21 protein-coding genes and 1 pseudogene are annotated in these 17,982 nt (G+C 59.2%); 11 read left to right on the forward strand and 11 right to left on the reverse strand.

Going from position 1 to position 17,982, the window contains the following annotated elements; translation table 11 throughout:
* Positions 1–93: 93 nt before the first annotated feature.
* Positions 94–492: an Hg(II)-responsive transcriptional regulator gene (merR, locus tag ACTJJX_RS33955; protein WP_003089120.1), complete on the reverse strand. Its 399-nt coding sequence runs from the start codon at positions 490–492 to the stop codon at positions 94–96.
* A 74-nt stretch (positions 493–566) separates the two neighbouring features.
* Here merR and ACTJJX_RS33960 point away from each other — a divergent pair, with 74 nt between their 5' ends.
* The 3 genes from ACTJJX_RS33960 to ACTJJX_RS33970 are packed head-to-tail and all read left to right on the forward strand — an operon-like array spanning position 567 to position 1,425.
* Positions 567–917 (forward strand): mercuric transporter MerT family protein, encoded by a 351-nt coding sequence (locus tag ACTJJX_RS33960; protein WP_003089115.1) that lies wholly within the window; start codon positions 567–569, stop codon positions 915–917.
* A gap of 12 nt (positions 918–929) precedes the next feature.
* Positions 930–1,205 (forward strand): mercury resistance system periplasmic binding protein MerP, encoded by a 276-nt coding sequence (gene merP / locus ACTJJX_RS33965; protein WP_003150552.1) that lies wholly within the window; start codon positions 930–932, stop codon positions 1,203–1,205.
* A 7-nt stretch (positions 1,206–1,212) separates the two neighbouring features.
* The gene (locus tag ACTJJX_RS33970) at positions 1,213–1,425 is read left to right on the forward strand and encodes a GDCCVxC domain-containing (seleno)protein (protein ID WP_003089113.1); all 213 of its coding nucleotides are present in this window, start codon (positions 1,213–1,215) and stop codon (positions 1,423–1,425) included.
* A gap of 12 nt (positions 1,426–1,437) precedes the next feature.
* On the opposite strand, the gene ACTJJX_RS33975 is transcribed toward ACTJJX_RS33970, so the two are convergent.
* The 3 genes from ACTJJX_RS33975 to ACTJJX_RS33985 are packed head-to-tail and all read right to left on the reverse strand — an operon-like array spanning position 1,438 to position 5,084.
* Positions 1,438–4,431 (reverse strand): Tn3 family transposase, encoded by a 2,994-nt coding sequence (locus ACTJJX_RS33975; protein ID WP_003299771.1) that lies wholly within the window; start codon positions 4,429–4,431, stop codon positions 1,438–1,440.
* Between the two features lie 3 nt (positions 4,432–4,434).
* Positions 4,435–4,845, reverse strand: coding sequence for a putative toxin-antitoxin system toxin component, PIN family (locus ACTJJX_RS33980; RefSeq protein ID WP_003150546.1), 411 nt, complete (start codon positions 4,843–4,845; stop codon positions 4,435–4,437).
* Positions 4,845–5,084 carry a ribbon-helix-helix domain-containing protein gene (locus ACTJJX_RS33985; RefSeq protein WP_003089107.1) on the reverse strand — a complete coding sequence of 80 codons (240 nt, stop codon included), beginning with the start codon at positions 5,082–5,084 and terminating at the stop codon, positions 4,845–4,847. Before ACTJJX_RS33985 ends, ACTJJX_RS33980 begins: the two co-directional genes overlap by 1 nt.
* A 201-nt stretch (positions 5,085–5,285) precedes the next feature.
* Between ACTJJX_RS33985 and ACTJJX_RS33990 the strand changes: the two genes are divergently transcribed.
* Positions 5,286–6,215 carry a recombinase family protein gene (locus ACTJJX_RS33990; protein ID WP_003150544.1) on the forward strand — a complete coding sequence of 310 codons (930 nt, stop codon included), beginning with the start codon at positions 5,286–5,288 and terminating at the stop codon, positions 6,213–6,215.
* Positions 6,216–6,329: 114 nt separating this feature from the next.
* Here the strand turns inward: ACTJJX_RS33990 and ACTJJX_RS33995 are convergent.
* The 4 genes and pseudogenes from ACTJJX_RS33995 to ACTJJX_RS34010 all read right to left on the reverse strand — a co-directional run.
* A pseudogene (locus ACTJJX_RS33995) lies at positions 6,330–6,539 on the reverse strand (hypothetical protein); the annotation flags it as partial.
* Positions 6,540–6,592: 53 nt separating this feature from the next.
* A complete protein-coding gene (locus ACTJJX_RS34000) occupies positions 6,593–7,489 on the reverse strand; it encodes a hypothetical protein (RefSeq protein ID WP_395549466.1) in 897 nt (298 codons plus the stop codon).
* Between the two features lie 1,135 nt (positions 7,490–8,624).
* The gene (locus ACTJJX_RS34005; protein WP_058202070.1) at positions 8,625–9,698 is read right to left on the reverse strand and encodes a hypothetical protein; all 1,074 of its coding nucleotides are present in this window, start codon (positions 9,696–9,698) and stop codon (positions 8,625–8,627) included.
* A 30-nt stretch (positions 9,699–9,728) separates the two neighbouring features.
* A complete protein-coding gene (locus tag ACTJJX_RS34010) occupies positions 9,729–10,919 on the reverse strand; it encodes a hypothetical protein (protein ID WP_058131723.1) in 1,191 nt (396 codons plus the stop codon).
* A 207-nt stretch (positions 10,920–11,126) separates the two neighbouring features.
* Here ACTJJX_RS34010 and ACTJJX_RS34015 point away from each other — a divergent pair, with 207 nt between their 5' ends.
* Positions 11,127–11,726, forward strand: a complete 600-nt coding sequence (locus tag ACTJJX_RS34015; RefSeq protein WP_223271182.1) for a hypothetical protein — start codon at positions 11,127–11,129, stop codon at positions 11,724–11,726.
* A 132-nt stretch (positions 11,727–11,858) separates the two neighbouring features.
* Here ACTJJX_RS34015 and ACTJJX_RS34020 read toward each other — a convergent pair whose 3' ends face one another.
* The 3 genes from ACTJJX_RS34020 to ACTJJX_RS34030 form a co-directional block, all read right to left on the reverse strand.
* Positions 11,859–12,935, reverse strand: coding sequence for a hypothetical protein (locus tag ACTJJX_RS34020; protein WP_058131721.1), 1,077 nt, complete (start codon positions 12,933–12,935; stop codon positions 11,859–11,861).
* A 17-nt stretch (positions 12,936–12,952) separates the two neighbouring features.
* The gene (locus ACTJJX_RS34025; RefSeq protein ID WP_010792916.1) at positions 12,953–13,531 is read right to left on the reverse strand and encodes a hypothetical protein; all 579 of its coding nucleotides are present in this window, start codon (positions 13,529–13,531) and stop codon (positions 12,953–12,955) included.
* A gap of 118 nt (positions 13,532–13,649) precedes the next feature.
* The gene (locus tag ACTJJX_RS34030) at positions 13,650–14,072 is read right to left on the reverse strand and encodes a TraR/DksA family transcriptional regulator (RefSeq protein ID WP_010792915.1); all 423 of its coding nucleotides are present in this window, start codon (positions 14,070–14,072) and stop codon (positions 13,650–13,652) included.
* 152 nt (positions 14,073–14,224) lie between these two features.
* Between ACTJJX_RS34030 and ACTJJX_RS34035 the strand changes: the two genes are divergently transcribed.
* From ACTJJX_RS34035 to ACTJJX_RS34060, 6 genes are all read left to right on the forward strand, one after another.
* Positions 14,225–14,572 (forward strand): hypothetical protein, encoded by a 348-nt coding sequence (locus ACTJJX_RS34035; RefSeq protein WP_010792914.1) that lies wholly within the window; start codon positions 14,225–14,227, stop codon positions 14,570–14,572.
* 49 nt (positions 14,573–14,621) lie between these two features.
* On the forward strand, positions 14,622–14,942 hold the full coding sequence (locus ACTJJX_RS34040; RefSeq protein WP_010792913.1) for a hypothetical protein: 321 nt from the start codon (positions 14,622–14,624) through the stop codon (positions 14,940–14,942).
* Positions 14,943–15,074: 132 nt separating this feature from the next.
* The gene (locus ACTJJX_RS34045) at positions 15,075–15,365 is read left to right on the forward strand and encodes an HU family DNA-binding protein (RefSeq protein WP_255251287.1); all 291 of its coding nucleotides are present in this window, start codon (positions 15,075–15,077) and stop codon (positions 15,363–15,365) included.
* Positions 15,366–15,471: 106 nt separating this feature from the next.
* Positions 15,472–15,957, forward strand: a complete 486-nt coding sequence (locus ACTJJX_RS34050; RefSeq protein WP_010792911.1) for a hypothetical protein — start codon at positions 15,472–15,474, stop codon at positions 15,955–15,957.
* A 2-nt stretch (positions 15,958–15,959) separates the two neighbouring features.
* Positions 15,960–17,123 carry a helix-hairpin-helix domain-containing protein gene (locus ACTJJX_RS34055; RefSeq protein WP_440782055.1) on the forward strand — a complete coding sequence of 388 codons (1,164 nt, stop codon included), beginning with the start codon at positions 15,960–15,962 and terminating at the stop codon, positions 17,121–17,123.
* A 39-nt stretch (positions 17,124–17,162) separates the two neighbouring features.
* The gene (locus ACTJJX_RS34060; protein WP_001389365.1) at positions 17,163–17,927 is read left to right on the forward strand and encodes an IS6-like element IS6100 family transposase; all 765 of its coding nucleotides are present in this window, start codon (positions 17,163–17,165) and stop codon (positions 17,925–17,927) included.
* Positions 17,928–17,982 lie beyond the last annotated feature (55 nt).

Here is a 17,982-nt window from a genome sequence, read left to right on the forward strand (position 1 = left end):
ATGGGGTTTGGGGAGCAATGGAACCAAAAACCAACGTAAGCTCTGAATCCCACCGTAAAGGGGCTTTCCGATCTCCAGCTCACCCGCCAGGCATTACTCTCTGATCAGTGCCTCGATGATCGGGCAGATCGTTCCGCCGTCTCCCGCATCACATTGCTGCACCAGTTCGCCTAACAGTTGCTGCATGACGACCAAGTCGGCCATCTTCTGCTCGATCAACGCGAGCTTGCGTGCAGCCCGTGCTCGCGTTTCGGCACAGGCGCACGACTCATCCAGCGTCAGCAGTCCACCGACTTCCGAGAGCGTGAAACCCAGCGCCTGAGCCCGCTTGATGAAACGCAGTCGCTTCACCATGTCCACCGGATAGCGCCGATGGCCACCCAAGGGTTTGGCTGGTTCATCCAGCAGCCCGCGTCGCTGGTAGTAGCGGATCGTCTCGACGTTCACCCCGGCGGCGTCTGCCAGCTTGCCAATGGTCAGCTCTGTGGCCATCACTTTCTCCTTGATTCCGTACTTTGGTACGGAGTTTAGAATAGCACCTAGGCAATCAGGCTCAGGAGATGGGAATGGGGATGCAACTCACCGGGAAAGGCTCGCTGGTCGCGAGTTCGCTGACCGCCATCGGTGCGTCGGTGTGCTGTGTCGGGCCACTGGTGCTGTTGGCACTCGGTGTCGGCGGTACGTGGGTGGGCGCTCTGACCATGATGGAGCCACTACGCCCCCTCTTCATCGGGTTGACTCTACTGTTCCTGGGATTGGCATTCCGCAAGCTCTACCTGGTGCCACAGGTTTGTACGCCAGGTACACCCTGCGCCGATCCGCGCACGCTCGTGCGACAGCGACTCGTGTTCTGGATCGTCAGCGTGCTGCTGCTCGGCCTATTGGCCGTGCCGTGGCTCGCCCCGCTGTTCTACTGAAGGAGATTAACCATGCGCAAACTGCTGATCGCCGTGCTTTTCGCCTTGCCCTTCGTGGCGCTGGCGGCTCCCCCGAAAACCGTCACGCTCGACGTGCAGAACATGACGTGCGGACTCTGTCCGATCACGGTCAAGAAGTCGCTGGAGAAGGTGTCCGGCGTGAGTGACGTCCAGGTCAATTTCGACCAGAAGACGGCGACCGTCACCTACGATCCCGATAAGGCCCAGCCCGAGGCACTGACTGAGGCGACCGCGAACGCGGGATACCCCTCCACAGTGCAGAAGTGAGGTCACGATGAGCGCCATTGTCCTTGAGTCCGTGCTGACTTGCCCGCGCTGCGGCTTCGCCAAGCCGGAAACCATGCCCACGGACGCCTGCCAGTTCTATTACGAGTGCAGCAACTGCAAGGCGCTGCTGCGCCCCAACCCAGGGGATTGCTGCGTTTTCTGTTCGTTCGGCTCGGTGAAGTGCCCGCCGATCCAGCAGCAGCTTGGGTGTTGCTCATAGCGTTTAGGGGGATCACAGGTCGTCGTCTGGATTACGCAGTGGCCGCAGCTCGCCGCGCGCAACTTCTTCCGGTACCGCAAAGGAATACCGCCCGAGCATGTTGATGTGCTCGTAGATCAGCGGCGATAGCCGGGCCAAATCCTCTTCCAGCACTGGATAGCCGTGCTGCTTGAGCCGTTCCACGGCCGCCGTCATGTAGAGGGTGTTCCACAGCACGATGATGTTCACCACCAGGCCCAGAGCACCGAGCTGGTCTTCCTGGCCTTCGCGGTAGCGCTGGCGGAGCTCGCCGCGTTTGCCGTGGAACACGGCGCGGGCCAGGCTGTGCCGGCCTTCGCCTCGGTTCAACTGGGTCAGGGTGGCGCGGCGCTTGGACTCGTCGTCGATATAGGTCAACGTGTGCAGAGTCTTTTCGATCCGCCCGAATTCGGCCAGCGCCTGGGCCAGCCGGGTGGGTCTATCTCCCGTTTGCAGCGTGCGCATGATGCCAGTCGCCGGCACCCGGCCGAGTTTGAGCGAGCCGGCCAGGCGCAGCAGGTCGTCCCAGTGCTCGGCGATCAGGTCGAGTTTGACCGACTGGCGGGCCAGCCCGTTGAGCTTGCCGTAGTCCGCGTCCGGGCGCGTGCGCCAGAAGCGGGTACCGCCGACATCGGCCAGCCGCGGACTGAAGTGGTAGCCAAGTAGGCGGAAGAGCCCGAACACCACATCGCTGTAGGCCCCGGTGTCGGTCATGATTTGCGTCGGCTGCAACTCGGTCTGCTGTTCCAGCACGACCGCCAGCAACACCAGGCTGTCGCGCAGCGTGCCGGGCACGGTGATGGCGTTGAGGCCGGAGAATTGGTCGGAAATCAGGTTGTACCAGGTGACACCCCGGCCGGTGCCGAAATACTTCGGATTGGGGCCGGCATGCACGGTGCGCACCGGTACGACGAAGCGCATGCCATCGGCGGAGGCGACCTCGCCGCCACCCCAGACTTGGGCCAGTTCCAGTTGGCTTTGCGCTCCGACCAGGATGGCGTTAGCCGCTGACAGGGTGTCGTCGCGGATATAATTCTGGCTGACCCAGGACAGCCGGTCACGGCGCAGCGCCGGGTTGTCGGTGCGGATCAAGGGCTCCAGGCCGGTGTTGCAGGCCCCGCCCAACAGCACCGCGCAGAGGCTGGTGACCAGGTTGTCGGCGCGTGCATTGCGTTCGGAGACATGGGTGAAGGCCTCGGAAAAGCCAGTGCGGGCGGCGATTTCCAAGAGGATTTCCGGCAGATCGACACGCGGCATCAGGTCAGACACGGCCGCCCGCAGTTGCAGCAACGAGCAGGGCTCGTCCAGCTTGTCCAGCGCCCCGAGCGACAGTTCGGTCTTGCCCTCGGTGTTCTCGCTCAGTTGAATCGCCGGGTTGTCGGGCAGGCGCGCGGCTACTGCCAGCCAGGTTGCATCCAGCTCGACGGACAAGGCGTCCAGGGTGGTTTTGGCGTCGATGGTCAGGCCCAGTGACCGGCAGATGATCGGTCGCGCCGCCAGCCATTCGGCACCGTCGAGCAGGCCAAGGCGCGGGTCGGCATAGCGCCAACTGGGCGAGACGAAGACATCGCGGCGGCGCAGGGCCGTGCGCAGCGCATCGAGCGTGCAGAACACATAGGCACCCATGTCGAGGGAGCCATCTTCGCGGGTGATGTGCTTCTGCCAAGCCTTGGCCACGATCTCCTGCGGCGCGTCATCCTCTGGCTTCCGGCGCGGCAGGTTCAGTTGCAGCCACTCCAGACTAGCCGCCACGCCCTTGCCGGCCGGGCTGAAGCCGAAGCGGATGTGCTTGAGCAGGTCGGGCAGGAAGCGGCGCACGCTGCGGTAGCGCGCTTCCAATGCAAGAAAATAGACGTCATCTACCGGGCGGATCAGCGCGTTGACCTCTTCCAGGGCCTTTTCCAGGGTGGTCCTCGGCAGGTCGTTGAACAGCCGGGCGCGCACGTTGTCATCGCTGATCGAGCTGTCCAGCACGACCTTGCACGCGGCGGCGAGCGTCGCGGCCGACCGATCCAGGTCTTTCAGGCTGCGCATGCGGGCTTTCTTGTCGGCCTTCTCCGCGTTGCTGAACAGGTCGCGCAGCAAGGCCTCCAGGACTTCCAGTGCGTCGTCGTGCGCAGTCGCCTCCAGGCAGAGTGCGAAGGCCACCAGTGTCGCCATCCGCCGCGACGCCGGCAGCCGATTAATCGCGGTGACCTTGGCCGTGTTGGCGAAGCGGGCCAGGGCGGCGATACGGCTGGGAGGGATGTGCGCCGCCGCCGGCAAGGTGATGCCGATGCCGCGCACGTCATCGAGCCGGCGCAGTGCCCGAATCAACGCGGGGCCACTGACCATGACCGGGCCGGAGCGCAATTGATCCAGCCGGGAGCTGCGGTTGCCTTCGGCCACCGTCAGCAAGTCTTGCAGTTGCAATCGCTGTTCCTCAGTCACGCTGCGGCCCAGCGTAAACCAGAGGCGTTCTTCGACCCGACTGCGCAACTGGGCGATAAAGCGCTCTAGTTGAGACACACCAGGCAGGAGGACTTTCTGTGTGAACAGCCACGAGGTGGCTCGCTCAAACAGCACTCCCGGCCGGTCGGTGCCCGTCCAGCAGAGGGCATACAGCCAGCGGCTCAAGCGAAAGCCGATGCCCGGATCGGTGAAATGACGATAGCCAAAGCGGTTCTGAATATCGGTGGCATGTATCCAGCGGCGATGATCGCTATAGCGCTGGAGGCAGTCGGGGTCTGGAATCGCCAGTTGTCGGCAAAGCACCTGCAGGACTTCCACCGGCACGGCGGCGGGCTTGTCCGGCAGAACGCCAACGAAGCGGACGGTGGTCAGCAGAACGGCATAACCCAGACGGTTATGGTTACCCCGCAGCACCTGGATGGCTTCACGGTCTTCATCGCTCAGGTGGAAGTAACGTTCCAGCTCTTCACGGCTGGGCGAATCAACATAGCGGCCAAAACCGTCGCGTTGCTCTTGAGTCAGAAAACCGACCGGCATTGATCACAGCACCTCGACGCAGAACACGGCGGGCGTGACGATCCGCGTGCGTTCGATGTGCCCGCGTTGCAGCAGGCCGGCGCGGCGATCACCGGTTACCAGGTAGTCCGCATCGCCCGCCAAGGCCATGGCCAGCAAAAACGAGTCATCCGGATCATCGGCTTCGACCTCGATGGTCAGGCGCTCCAGTACCACAGCCCGTTGCAGGTTATTGATCATGGCGCCCACCTTGGCGGGCTGTAGGATGGCCTGAAGCTTGGGATAGCGGCTGGCTCGACGAATTTCATCGAGTTGCATCCGCGAGGTCACCACCTCGAAACGCGCCGCCCGCCAGGCACGGTAGATCGCATCGGGCGCGCCATGTGGCGAGATCAGGGCGCTGAACAGGATGTTGGTATCCAACACGACCCGCATCAGCGCTTACGTGCCCAGTCGAGCGCTTCGTCAACCGCGTTGGTCAATTCTGCCTCACTCAGATGGGCGTTAGCGGCCTTGGCCTGCTCAGCGCTCAGCTCCAGGATGTGTGCCCGTACCGCTTCTTCGATGAAGCGCGACAGGTCGCCCTTACGGCCGCCGCCCTGGCTGGCCAGAAACATCCGAAGCGACTGGTCGGTGTCGGCCGAGACGGCGACATTCCAGCGAATGGTATTCATAGCGTTCTCCGCTAATAGGTGTTTGTGTGTTTATACGCCAATCACAAAGGGCGATGCAATGGTTCGACAAAACGAAGGTTTTGCCGAACTCTATCGAGGAATGGCTCGGTTCGTTAAGCTCCCCGCGCTACGGTTCAAATAACTGGTACGCTTAATCAAAGTTCAACTATTACTAACGTAGTCGAGTAAACAGTACTTTTGATGAAGATCGGTTATGCGCGAGTGAGCACTCGGGATCAGAAAGCCGACCTACAAGTCGATGCCCTGAAACAGGCCGGGTGCGAACGCATCTACCAAGACATCGCCAGCGGCGCGAAAAGCGCCCGGCCGGAGTTGGACAAACTGCTGGCCAACGTGCGGCCGGGTGATGCCGTGGTGATCTGGAAGCTGGATCGCCTTGGGCGTTCCCTCAAGCACCTGGTCGAGTTGGTCGGCGAGCTGGCAGAGCGCAAGGTCGGCTTACAGAGCCTGAATGACCCCATCGACACCACCCACGCCCAAGGCCGCCTGGTGTTCAACCTGTTCGCCTCGCTGGCGGAGTTCGAGCGCGAGCTGATCCGCGAGCGGACTCAGGCGGGTCTGTCGGCCGCACGGGCGCGTGGCCGGATCGGTGGCCGTCCCAAGGGCCTGCCAGCCAAGGCTGAGGCCACCGCCATGGCGGCCGAAACCCTCTACCGCGAAGGTCGCCTGAGCGTCAGCGCGATCGGCGAGAAGCTGCACATCTCCAAGAGCACGCTGTACAGCTACCTGCGCCACCGTGGTGTCGAGATCGGCGCGTACCAGAAGAGCGCCAGGTCACGCGACCAGCAGCCTTCGGCCGCGTCGCCGGCAGAGCCGCCCGCCGCCGAGCGGGTGGCCACCGTCACCCTGCGCCTCGCGGTGGTGAATAACAGCAAGTTCGTGCGCGGCCGGAAGCGGGCCACGGAGAACATTGAGCGCTACTGCCTGGAGCCCTATGGCATGAAGCGGCTGGATGCCGGCCACTATGAGTTGACCATTCCGTATCGGAGCGACGATGAGCTGGACAAGAGCGTGCATGACCTGCTGACCGAGATCAGCCAGGAGGCCGACATGCGCAACTGTTTTGTCGAGATGGGCGCCTGGGAAGAAGACACCGAAAAGCGTTGGTAGGGCTTACGTTGGTTTTTGGTTCCATTGCTCCCCAAACCCCAGATACCTCCAACAACGTCGACCTCCTGGACGCCGGGGAGGGTCGCTAGGCTTTGAGGAGAAAGCGGTGTGTAGTCAGTAGCCCTCGTGTGTTCCTCTGTTACGCGATTGGGACGATCCAATCCTCAAGCCGGGTACGCGGTCGAACTCTCGGCGGTTGTTGGTGACAACGATCAGCCCCTGAGAGTTGGCGTGCCCGGCGATCATCTGGTCATAAGGGCCGATTTGTTTGCCCAAGCGGGCCAGCTCAACGCGGAGCTGACCAGTGTGGGCGGCAGCCTCCAGAACAAACCCGACAACCAAGCGAGGGTGGATGTCGGGTTTGCGTATTAACGCCCTCACTCTCGAGCGAAATGGCTCTTGAGGGCTCCCAGCGCACTTCGTTGGAACCTGAACTTCCGTTTCGAAGATCCGTAGGGAGCGCCTGGCACGATCAGGCATTCGCCCCGACGTCCATTCACCATTTCTTCCAGCTGGAGTCTGCAATCATCCGAACGCAGTTCGCGGCTGCATTTGATGTGCAGGGAAAATGGATCGCCAACTGGTTCATCGGGAATGGTCTCGTGCTCCCACGGCCCCGGCTGTTTGCATAGGATCAGGCCAACACGCCACATGCGAGCAATCTCTGCCACGTCGACCAGACTTTGCCCTTTAGCGCAGTGGTAGCGCTCATCGAGCACAACCAGGTCTCCCCTTTCAGGTTTCGTAGGGCTCAAATCAAGAGGCCCCACCATGTGTGTTTGAGCCATACGTTCTGGGCAAACGACAAGAGCGCAACGTCCAGGATACTTCAGCGAAATTCGATCCCAGACATCCTGCCAGCCGCACTCAGAGACCTCTCCGACAACTGATGTCGGTTGGTGGTGAAGAAGGCTTACCAGGTGCACCCGGCCGCGGCAGGAAGACAGGTAACGATCAGCAATTAGCAATGCTGAGGTGGACTTTCCTGCTCGAGTTCGCCCCGTTACCGAAATCATGGAGCGTGTCTCAGTAAGAGATACAGTGAATACGCCGCCGGCGTACAGCGGGAGAGCAAACCTGGCCAGCAAAGTCTCGTCATCATCGCAGGCGAGGAACTCCTGGATGCGATGCCAGGGGACCTGAGCGCCATGCGCGGCGGCAGCTTGGTCCAGAGCCTCATGGAGACTGAGCCCCTCTGACTTGGCCAGCTTTTTGGCATCCTTCTTCACCTGGTCGAGGGATGCGCCGGAGGGGAAACGGTTAGAAATGGTCAAAGCATGCTCCTTGGCGGCAATCTTGTGCCACGCCCACTAGACACATTGCCTAGGGCAATGCTTGGAGGAAGAGAAGTATTGAAGCCATGGCCTAATCCGGCCTTCGCCCAAGGTGGGCGTGCGAGCGCTGNCGCTCCACTGCGATACTAACCCAACTCCAGTGCATTTCCAGCGAGGCACCTATGGATGATCCACTTTCCGAACTGCATGCAGACTTCGTGTGGTGCAGGCTTTCTGATTACTGGGGGCCTGTGACCTGGTCGGCCGGGGATGTTTGGATTACAAGGGATGAAGATGGCTGGTGGCTAGACGATGACCGCTCAGCGACGGAAGACCAGGTCAGAGAGCTTCTACAGCGAGCTAGAGGCAAGGTAGAGCTTCATGGCTGCGGCCCCCTGCGCCCCTGGTAGGGTTTGCAACGTAACCTATTGATAATCCTTCCCACCTTGGTGAAGGAGAGGCTGGAAAGCGGACCGCGAAACCAGCCTGGGCCAGCGCCCTTTCACAGTACGATCAGTCCTGAACTGGATGAGGACTGAATCCATGGATCACCTAGACATACATCATCCGCCGGCAGCGACTGAAGACGACTGGCAAGCCCGATGCGGTGTACAGAAGAGCGTGCAAACCGACCGTTATGGTTGCGGGGTAGCGTGTTTAGCGATGGTTACCGGCTGGACATATCAACGAGCTCGGGAGCATTTCGTAAGCCAGGGGCTTGGCAAAAGGAGGCATGGCCGACCGCCCTTCTCTACGAGTTCGGGCGAGATGAGGATGGCGGTGGCCACGGCAGGACTTCTGACAGTGACTCGCCGGTGGCGGGGATGGGCCGATCTTCACGGCCTGGCGATAGTCAAATTGCGCGACATACGTCCCGGAGAAAGGGAACGATGGCACTGGGCGGTGGCGTTTCGACACCCCGAGTTTGAAATCGCAGTCTTCGATCCGCACCGAGAATGGCCGGGGTTCATTCAACCGCCAATGGACACCCTCTGCACCATCTTTGAGGCATTTCAGCCGAAAGGCGAATGGTTGCAGGTCGAGCAGAGCTTCCCCTTAGCACCAGCTGTCATGTGACGTTTATGGTGCATGACTCCCATTCTGACCTGATGGGAGACACTCGTTCTGCAGAGCCTCAAGCCTGGGGCAGCTTCACTACTCCCCACCCACTGCCGCCGGCGAGGACCACTGGCCGGTCAATGTTGGGAAGGTGCAATTCAGGAAAGTCGCAGTAGCGCTCCATTGCACGGGCAAATCGCATGGCCAACTCGAAGCCATTGTCGCGCTGCTCGGGCACAGGAAGAGTCTGGCCCGAGACAATGTCGACCACTACACTCCCCAACGATTTGGAGTTAGACGACAAGGTGAGATGCCATGCGCTCTGCCCTTCAAGGAAGCTGCCGAAGATCGAGGTTTCGACGTCATCGAGCACTCGAAGCTGTGGCTCCCTGAAAAAGACCACTGCCGTTTGTGCCTTCGCTCCCTGCGGTGAAGTGATCCATTCATAAATCGCACAGCTGGTCTGATCAGGGTTCAGCTCAGGGTCAGGCGCCAAGCCAGTCATGAACACAGGGACCGAGCCGAGTTCGGAGTCGCTGAAATAGCCCAACCGTGCGACAGGTAGTCCAAATGGTACGTCGTAGTCACGCCCGTCGCTGAGCTCCAGGTTCCAGCCGAGATGCTGGAACATCGCCATGTACACCCGCTCATTGGTGAAGTGGCAGCCGCGGCGGTAGTTTTCTTCAGTACCAGGAACAAGCGCTCGATTTTCTTGATCCAGAGCGATGAGGATTTTGTCCAACCTAGAGGAAGGCGACTCACCCTCCTGATAAAGGGCCTCTTTGACGGCCGCGCGAAGCGGCACGAGTTCAAATGAGCCCAGGGGATTTGCCCATAAGAAGAAATTGGCAGTGGCCGGCTTCACACCGAACTCGTGGATCAGGATTGAGCGATGTTCTGCAAGAGTCGAAAGCCGAAGTTCCGGATTCAAATCCTCAGTCATGAACACGCAGCTCTGTTCTGGGTTGCAGGCCTCGACCATTGCGTTCCAGTGATGCCACCCTGACAGCCTCAGGAACACTTCACGACTTCGATCTTTCAGGCCTGGAAGGAATCCGGCCAGGCACCCGACCCACGCACGAGCATAGTCCTCCGCAGGGAAGATCATCGGCTTGTCCAGCTGGGGGGCAGATGTATTGGTCTTGATCACAAAAACTCCTAGAGGCGGTGAGCACTCTGCTCACTCGCCATGATTCGACAAGCAGCTCTTCTGCCAGTCCGTGCCGTGAATTCGTACAAAGGCCTCCATTTCAGGAGACAGCGGACTCTCGATCCTGAAGTCTCCATAGGCCTCAAGGAATCTCCCCCACCGTTCTCGCAACAGCCCGCCGCGCCTGTATTTAGGCGCCAGCCAGATCCAGGATAAAGTCCAGGGGCTGCCTGATGGGTTCGTTTCAGTCTCGTAAAGGAATGCACAAGCGCCTGCAATCGTGCCGTCAGCACCAGCTGGAATCAGGTAGCCGTGCCAGTCAACCGTTGCTTTAGTCGACATCGTTCCAGTCCACTGGACAAAGTCGTAGCCAAAATCCGCGCGGAAACGCTGGGCGCGCTTTAATACCTCCTGATGCATCCACATGGGCACAGATGCGTCTACCCGATCGGCGCCAGCGAAACACTTTAGTCTGGCCGCAAACCGCTTGTTCGGGCCCGGGTCCAGTAACCGCTGTGTTTCTCTATGAACCTGACGATGTGCTTCACGCTCATTACGACTGCTGGGCAGGTAGGTCGTACCGCAGTAGGCACAGGTTTTAAGTGCCGAGTTGACGTCACGATATCGGGGCCCGGCTACTTCCAGCGACAACACATCCTCCCCTTGGAGCACCAATGTGAAGCGGTTTCCTAACTCATCCCGGTGGCGCTTGGTCGTTGGAAATGCCGGCTGGCGCTCCACATCTGATCGGAGGACTGTCGTAGTACAGCCGCGGGAAACCTCATAGGTGAGAATGAGGTACTCCGATTCCGTCAGCATGGGCTTGCCTGCCAGGTTGCCCTTTATCGCCTGCACCAGCTGACCAGGTGAGACAGCGAAGCCCAGGCGTTCCATGAAGATCAGCAGAGCAACGGCATCGGCAACGGCATAGCCATCCAACCACAACACATCGTCGTCGAGGCGCCTGGGCTTCCGGCACAAGCTGACTTTAGGGATTCTGAAGTAGGCAGCCAGTGCCTCTGCGTATCGGCCGGCCGCGGCAAACCCGCGGTACTCAGTCGCGATAATCAAATCATCAAAGTCGGATCTCGAAATACCGCCACACTCCAACAGTGCACGCTCAGCCGGAGTTAATCCCATCCGATCATCAAGCCGGGGGCGCTTCTCCGTCAGCAGTTTGTAGATCCGCTGCAACTGATCACTGGAAAGCTTGCCGGTCAAAAGCTACCTCTCGTGTCGCGGCTGTTTGGGGAACAGGCAGTCTAACGACCGCCGGGCAAATTCAAAGGCGAATTCCCCGAGTGGTCACGTGCGGGTAGAAACGGATCAAGCTACTTTGAGGTTAACCATCCCTCAGAGGACCTCCAGATGACAGCCACAAGGAAGAGGCACAGCGCTGCCTGGTTGATCTCTACGGCTTGGATGCTGATGACTACCGCTGCAATGGCGGCAGAGAACCCTACCCAGGGCGACCCATTCTCACCAACCACACTCAAGGACTGGGTATCAGTCATCAGCACCCTGATCACCATGGCCCTGGCGATTTGGGGTATCTGGAGCGGCTTGAGGTCAGCCCGAAATGCGATCCAAGAGAAGCGAAAGGAACACCGTCAGAAGCAGCTTGCCGCTGCACGGGACATGATGAAGGAGATTTTCACAGATCCACTCGCCCGCTCTGCGATGCGAATGATGGACTGGTCAGGCCGGACCTTCACCCATGAAGGCCAGACCTACGTCGTTCACTGGAGGGACCTCAAACCAGCCCTTGTCGTGCATGAGAAGGGGATGGGGTTCAGCAAGCAGCAGGAGTTCATTCGTGACTGCTTTGAGGCCTTCTTCGATCACATGCTGGTGCTCGAGCACTTCCTTGATCAGGACTACCTGCACGAAGCCGACATTGCTGTGCCCTTGGAGTATTACGCCGGGCGCGTCATGTCATTTCCTGATACTTATGACGGGTTCCTGCGGGCTTATGGGTACAGCGAAGCACGCGCATTGATGCAACGCCTTGCGGAAGGCGGAAAATAGGGCCGGCACCAGGGCGAAATCCCACATTTCGTGCAAAGTGCCCTTGCTTACACGGCCTACGATGGGGCTTTGTCCCTTGCTGTCTGCTCTGCAGGAGTCCGCATGAAACTGAAGGCCTCCGCTGGGGCAGAATCACTCCATCGGCGGGGGGAGCAGGATGTCAGAGAAGGGCTCAGGCACCACCACATTGTAGGGTTTCAGCTGTTCGAGGAGCCCTTTGTAGCCGAGCAACGGAATGGTTCGAGCAGGTTCACCAAGGTCGTTGCCAAAGAAGTTTTCCCAGTGCCCCAACAGCACAAGACGCGGTTTGGTCACCCTGAGGAGCCCTGTGGGGTAGTAACTGACTTGATTCCACCCTCCCCCGCAAAGGATCTCGACGTCGACGCGCTTTGAGTCAGAGATTATGGGTGGAAAGCCCCATGGAGGTTCAGCGGCGCTGTCTTGATAGTGAATGCGGTAAACCGGCCGACCATCCTCCCCGAGGAGGTCAATCATCCAGGCCAGAGTTACTTCACCAAGTCTCCAGTCCAGCAGACCAGTCGGCAAATCGTCGAGATCCCAGTCGTACTCACCTGGGATGAAGTTATGGCCGAAGAGGTGCCCGGCATGCATGCTTCTAATAGGCATCACACGGATCGAACCCACGGAATTTGCTCCGTTTACGTCCCCATCAGTGATGACCTTCCCGTCGGAGTAAAACCATGTACCAGGTCGGGAGGGATCACGATGGTCGGTTATCTGCTGCTGACTTGGCACCACCACCGCGCCAGCGCCAAAGATCCGCTGTCCTGAGCTGTTCTTTGCTGCATGAAGAATGTGCTTAACCGTTTCAGACCCGTATACGACCGCTTTCGGAGAGTGCTTATCTACGACCCGCGGCACATCGAGAAGATGATCGTAGTGCGCATGACCCACCAGAAGCATCGTCACGTCTGCTGCAGGCGGCATGTGTCTGTCGACCTTCTCGTTGTCGGCTACCACTCGGGCCGGGGGTATCCCAGGAATGCCGAGGCTGGCCGGGTTGGTGTACGAAGGCGCCAGCAATAGCCCCTCCCCACGCCAATGTATGAGCCAGCCACCTACGCCAAGAAACTGAATCTTCGGCTCATCGCCCCAATGGTGATTCTGAACCGGTAACCCTTCTGAAAGCGGCTCATGAGTACAGCCGACCAGCAAACTCAATCCCAGTACGATCGATAGCCCTCGCATGGTCGGCACCCCTGCTGTCAAGGTTCGAAGCGGTATACGCGGTGGTAGAAGGCCCAAAGCATGGAAAACATCGCGACCAGCAATACCCAGTGGGTTACCTCTGGCTTGAACAATGGCAAGAGGAAACCCAGTTTGAAGTAGTCGATTCCAAGAAGGCATACCAATAGCATGCCAAGGACCAATAGCCCCCTGGGCCCCTTCATCATGCGAAGTGGATGGGCAATAACAGCAGAGAGGGGAACTCCAAGCAGTGCCAAATAGACAACCCAGACCTGCTCCGAAGGGATCGGCTCGTTTAAGAAGCGAAGACCAGCGAAACCCAGTAGCAGCGTCAAGCAGTCCACCAGGTCAGAGACGAAGGCGCGCCTGGTGTAGCCCTTGCCAAGATCATAGTGCCTGACCATCAGCCTGCTGAATTGCAGGCAGTGGTAGCCAATGAACCAGGCAGCCATACACAGAGACCAGCCGTTTGGGGACGCGCTCTCGAGAAATACCCTGGCATGCAAGGCACTAACCGTCCAGACAAGAGCGGCTCCCAGCGCTGCCGGGTAAAGCAACCCTGAAACGAGAAAGTACATGCGGGGACCGACTTCCATGATGCAGCTCCTAGGTAAGAGATGTTCAGCCAGCATTTTGACTGATCATAGAACCTGAGGAGTGAGGAAGTAGGAAGATCGAAAGGAGAGTCGAGGGGGCATGCCCCCTCGCTGGAGGTCATGCTACACGCTGGCGCTGCGCACGACGTTCCTGAATCTCTTGAGCATCGATGCAAAGGCTTGCAGTCGGCGCGACCAAAAGGCGCTTGAGCCCAATCGGCTGCCCAAACTCAGCGCAGTAGCCATAATCTCCTTCTTCGATCCTTTTCAGTGCAGCCTCCACGTCCAGCAACTCTGCCTGGTCCCGCTTCAGCATCCGCATTTCCATCGCGCGCTGCTCTTCCGCGGAGGCAGTATCCGCCGCATCCGGGAGACGCGCCTCGGAGTCATCGCGGAACGCCTCTGCTCGTTGAGCGAGCAGGCCCTGTAGGTGCAGTTTTCGATTGAGAAGAAGTTCCTTGAAGAAAGCCAGTTGCTGGTCGGACATGTAATCCGACTCCGGCGCGGAAAGCAGTTGCTGCTGAGTGAGTAAGGTGGACATAGGCGATTCCTTGTGAAGAGGTGGATGGCCCGAGCTTAACGAGGCCTCTCCCCTCTTCAACTCAAATGCCTCCGCTAAATCCCCGGCTACGCAGTCTTGAACCACAGGACTGCACCGTTATGGTCACCGTCCACACCAGCAGGAGGACATTCATGGAATTCAAAGCGTTGGGCACTGGCCGTTCCACATTCGATGAGCACTACGGGGCGGCAGCCTATTCCCTGGGCGATCAGCTCGGTTTCATTTACTTTCGCTCAACCGGCATCGAGCCGAGCCATTGGGAAAGCCGTATCTATGAGAACGGCCTGGTAGCAATGGCGCCAGTGGCTACTGACACGGCTATCCAGGAGGCATTCGACAAAGTGGATCTCTGTGCCGCGCATGCCAGAGCTTTCTCCAGAGCGATGGAAGCTCTGAGCGCGCATGGTTGCTCCGATGAGGTGCTCTGTTTGCTAACAGCGGCAGAGGGGCAAATTCAGGAGTTGATTTCCGCTGTTTAGCGCTGAAAGAGGCTGCTACCCTTGTCGTGAGAGTCAAGAGGAACGCGCTATGCAAACCACCGTCAAAAGCGCTGCAGAAATCGAAGTCGGCCCATTCCGCTATACCGAACGAGCCTTCCTAGCTACCTTGCTTTGCCTGGCCATCGGAGCGCTGGCGTTGGCATCGATGCTCGGGAGTCACCCCACGAGCGATGCCACCTTGGGCACACGCATGCTGTCAGTGCAGATGATCGCTGCCTACCTGATCGTACCAATCACCAGTGTGGGCGGTTTCCTGTGCCACAGAGCCGGCTCTAAGGCCCTTGCCGGAATGCTCCCCCTTATTGGAGCAGGCTTCTTGGCCGGCGCGCTGGGCGCAAGCTTGATCTGATTTCCCCTTAGGCTCGGCATTGCCGAGCCGTTTTCTTTTTGTGCGGCGCGTCCATGGAATCCAATCGCTGCAGAAGACCAGATTCACTTGGAGGCCACCAGGCCGCCGTTATACTGCTTACTTCACCCCCTGATTTACATGGAGAAATGCGTGAATAAACAAGAACTTATCAACCAAATCGCCGAGTCCGCGGACATCACCAAGGCTGTCGCTGGGAAAGCACTGGATGCGGTGATCGAGTCCGTGACTTCCGCGCTGAAGGCCGGTGACACTGTGACGCTGGTGGGCTTTGGCTCATTTTTGGTAAAGGAGCGCGCTGCGCGCGAGGGTCGCAATCCTCAAACCGGGAATCCTGTCCAGATTGCTGCTGCGAAGATTCCTGGCTTCAAGCCGGGCAAGGCGCTCAAGGACGCGATCAACTGATCGCTCCATCGCAAGACAACCCCGCCCTTCGGCGGGGTTTTTTTTGATATCCCCCAAAAAAGGGGCACTCCCTTTCCATTATTGGATTGAACAAGGATTTCAAGACATGAAATACATCCACACTCCTGAAGCGAAGGCATTCCTGGTCGACGGCAGCACTTGGCCGGCCACCATAAACACTTCGCTCCCCCATTTCCTCGCCAAGGCATCCGGCATGCTCTTTGGCGGCAAGAGCAGCCAGGAGATCCGCCTGGCTGAAGGTCAAGTTCTACCCAAAATTGAGCATGCGCGCAGTCTGGTACTACGCCAGCTCCGCCCATTCCTGTTTGTCGACCCGACAGGGCTGTTCAACGGCATGGAGCCGGTTGCTGCATACGATAAGTCGCTGATCGTCGCAGACCAGGTCCTGGTGGCTGTTGATCTGCTTGAGGACTTCGACATTTTCGTTGGGCTGACCCGTCTGTATCCGGCCTTGGTGAACGATGCTGCGGCCGTGAGAGCCGAACTCGCCAACCAGATTGCCCGTAGCTACAACGGCGTCCACAAGAGCGTACGGAACGTGAATAGCGGCCGCGCGCACCCAAGCGGATGAGCATGACTGATCGAATTCCTGACGGGGCTGAAGCCCTCACCCGCGAACGCGGTACCCTAGTCGATATTGTTTTCCGTGATCCCGCCGGTCCTTGGTCGGTTTGTACCTTCCGGCGGGAAGACAACACCTCCTTCACCGGTACCGGCAATTTCGGCAACGCAATCCTCTATGAGGACTACATCCTGTACGGCAAGCGCGTACCGGATATCGACGGCGCTGATTTCGATGTCAGCCAGTTCACCTCGATGCCACCAGCGAAGGTTGAGTCACTGGTTGGATATCTCAGCGTCCTCACTGGCGTCCCACGCAGTGTTACGAGCAAGGCTGTCCAGCACTTCGGCGAAAGTCTGATTCCAATTCTGGACCAATCACCAGATAGACTCGTGGAAGCTGGAATCTCCCCGCAAGAAGCCCAGGTCTTAGGCCAGGTTTGGGCTGATCAACGAAGTGAGCAACTCGCACTCGCACAGATCGACGTCGAGGGTATTCCGCCGGCGAAGCTGGCAACCCTGCAACGTCGCTTAGGCTATGCCGCGAACCTCAGTGAGGTTCTGAAAGAAGACCCTTATCTGCTCTACGTCCATTTCGAGGACATTCTCTTCACTTCCGCGCTGAACCTCGCGAAAAGGTTTGGAGTGACCAACAACACAGTCTCTGCAGTTAAAGGCGCGGTGGTCGGCGTGCTCCGCCGGGAGGCTTGGCTCGGGCACAGCTACGTTGAAGGTAGGCCGCTCATCGAGTCGGTTATGAAGATGCTTCGACTCACCAAAGATGAGATCAAGCCCCTCATTGCTCAGGCCGTAACCGACCTCGCCATGGCCAAGGTTGTCCACGCCAGCAGCGGACAGCTACAACTCCTGAGCCTGCACGAAGCAGAAACCAAACTGGCCGGCCTCGTGCGGAAATGGGCAGCACTGGACTGCAAAGACGCCGAGGACCTGGTGCCCACCGAAAAGATGGGCACCAAGCTCTTGAAGCCACTGGGCCTTGAAAACGGGACTGCGAAGACGTTGTCAGCAGGACTCCGCTCGCTCTTAGGAGAACGTTTTGCGCTCATCCAGTGCGAAACCCTCTCAGACCAAATGCTGGTTATCAAGGGGCTTCAACTCTTCCTGAAAGCCTTCGGCGCAGACGCCATCTATTCGGCTCTGTTGCAAAAATCGTGAAGCTTGAGCATGCTTGGCGGAGATTGGACGGACGGAACGATGACGGATTTCAAGTGGCGCCATTTCCAGGGTGATGTGATCCTGTGGGCGGTGCGCTGGTATTGTCGCTATCCGATCAGCTATCGCGACCTTGAGGAAATGCTGGCGGAACGCGGCATTTCGGTCGACCATACGACGATCTATCGCTGGGTCCAGTGCTACGCCCCGGAGATGGAGAAGCGGCTGCGCTGGTTCTGGCGGCGTGGCTTTGATCCGAGCTGGCGCCTGGATGAAACCTACGTCAAGGTGCGGGGCAAGTGGACCTACCTGTACCGGGCAGTCGACAAGCGGGGCGACACGATCGATTTCTACCTGTCGCCGACCCGCAGCGCCAAGGCAGCGAAGCGGTTCCTGGGCAAGGCCCTGCGAGGCCTGAAGCACTGGGAAAAGCCTGCCACGCTCAATACCGACAAAGCGCCGAGCTATGGTGCAGCGATCACCGAATTGAAGCGCGAAGGAAAGCTGGACCGGGAGACGGCCCACCGGCAGGTGAAGTATCTCAATAACGTGATCGAGGCCGATCACGGAAAGCTCAAGATACTGATCAAGCCGGTGCGCGGTTTCAAATCGATCCCCACGGCCTATGCCACGATCAAGGGATTCGAAGTCATGCGAGCCCTGCGCAAAGGACAGGCTCGCCCCTGGTGCCTGCAGCCCGGCATCAGGGGCGAGGTGCGCCTTGTGGAGAGAGCTTTTGGCATTGGGCCCTCGGCGCTGACGGAGGCCATGGGCATGCTCAACCACCATTTCGCAGCAGCCGCCTGATCGGCGCAGAGCGACAGCCTACCTCTGACTGCCGCCAATCTTTGCAACAGAGCCC

It is taken from the genome of Pseudomonas sp. 22490, assembly GCF_052044465.1.
Taxonomy (GTDB): domain Bacteria; phylum Pseudomonadota; class Gammaproteobacteria; order Pseudomonadales; family Pseudomonadaceae; genus Pseudomonas; species Pseudomonas aeruginosa.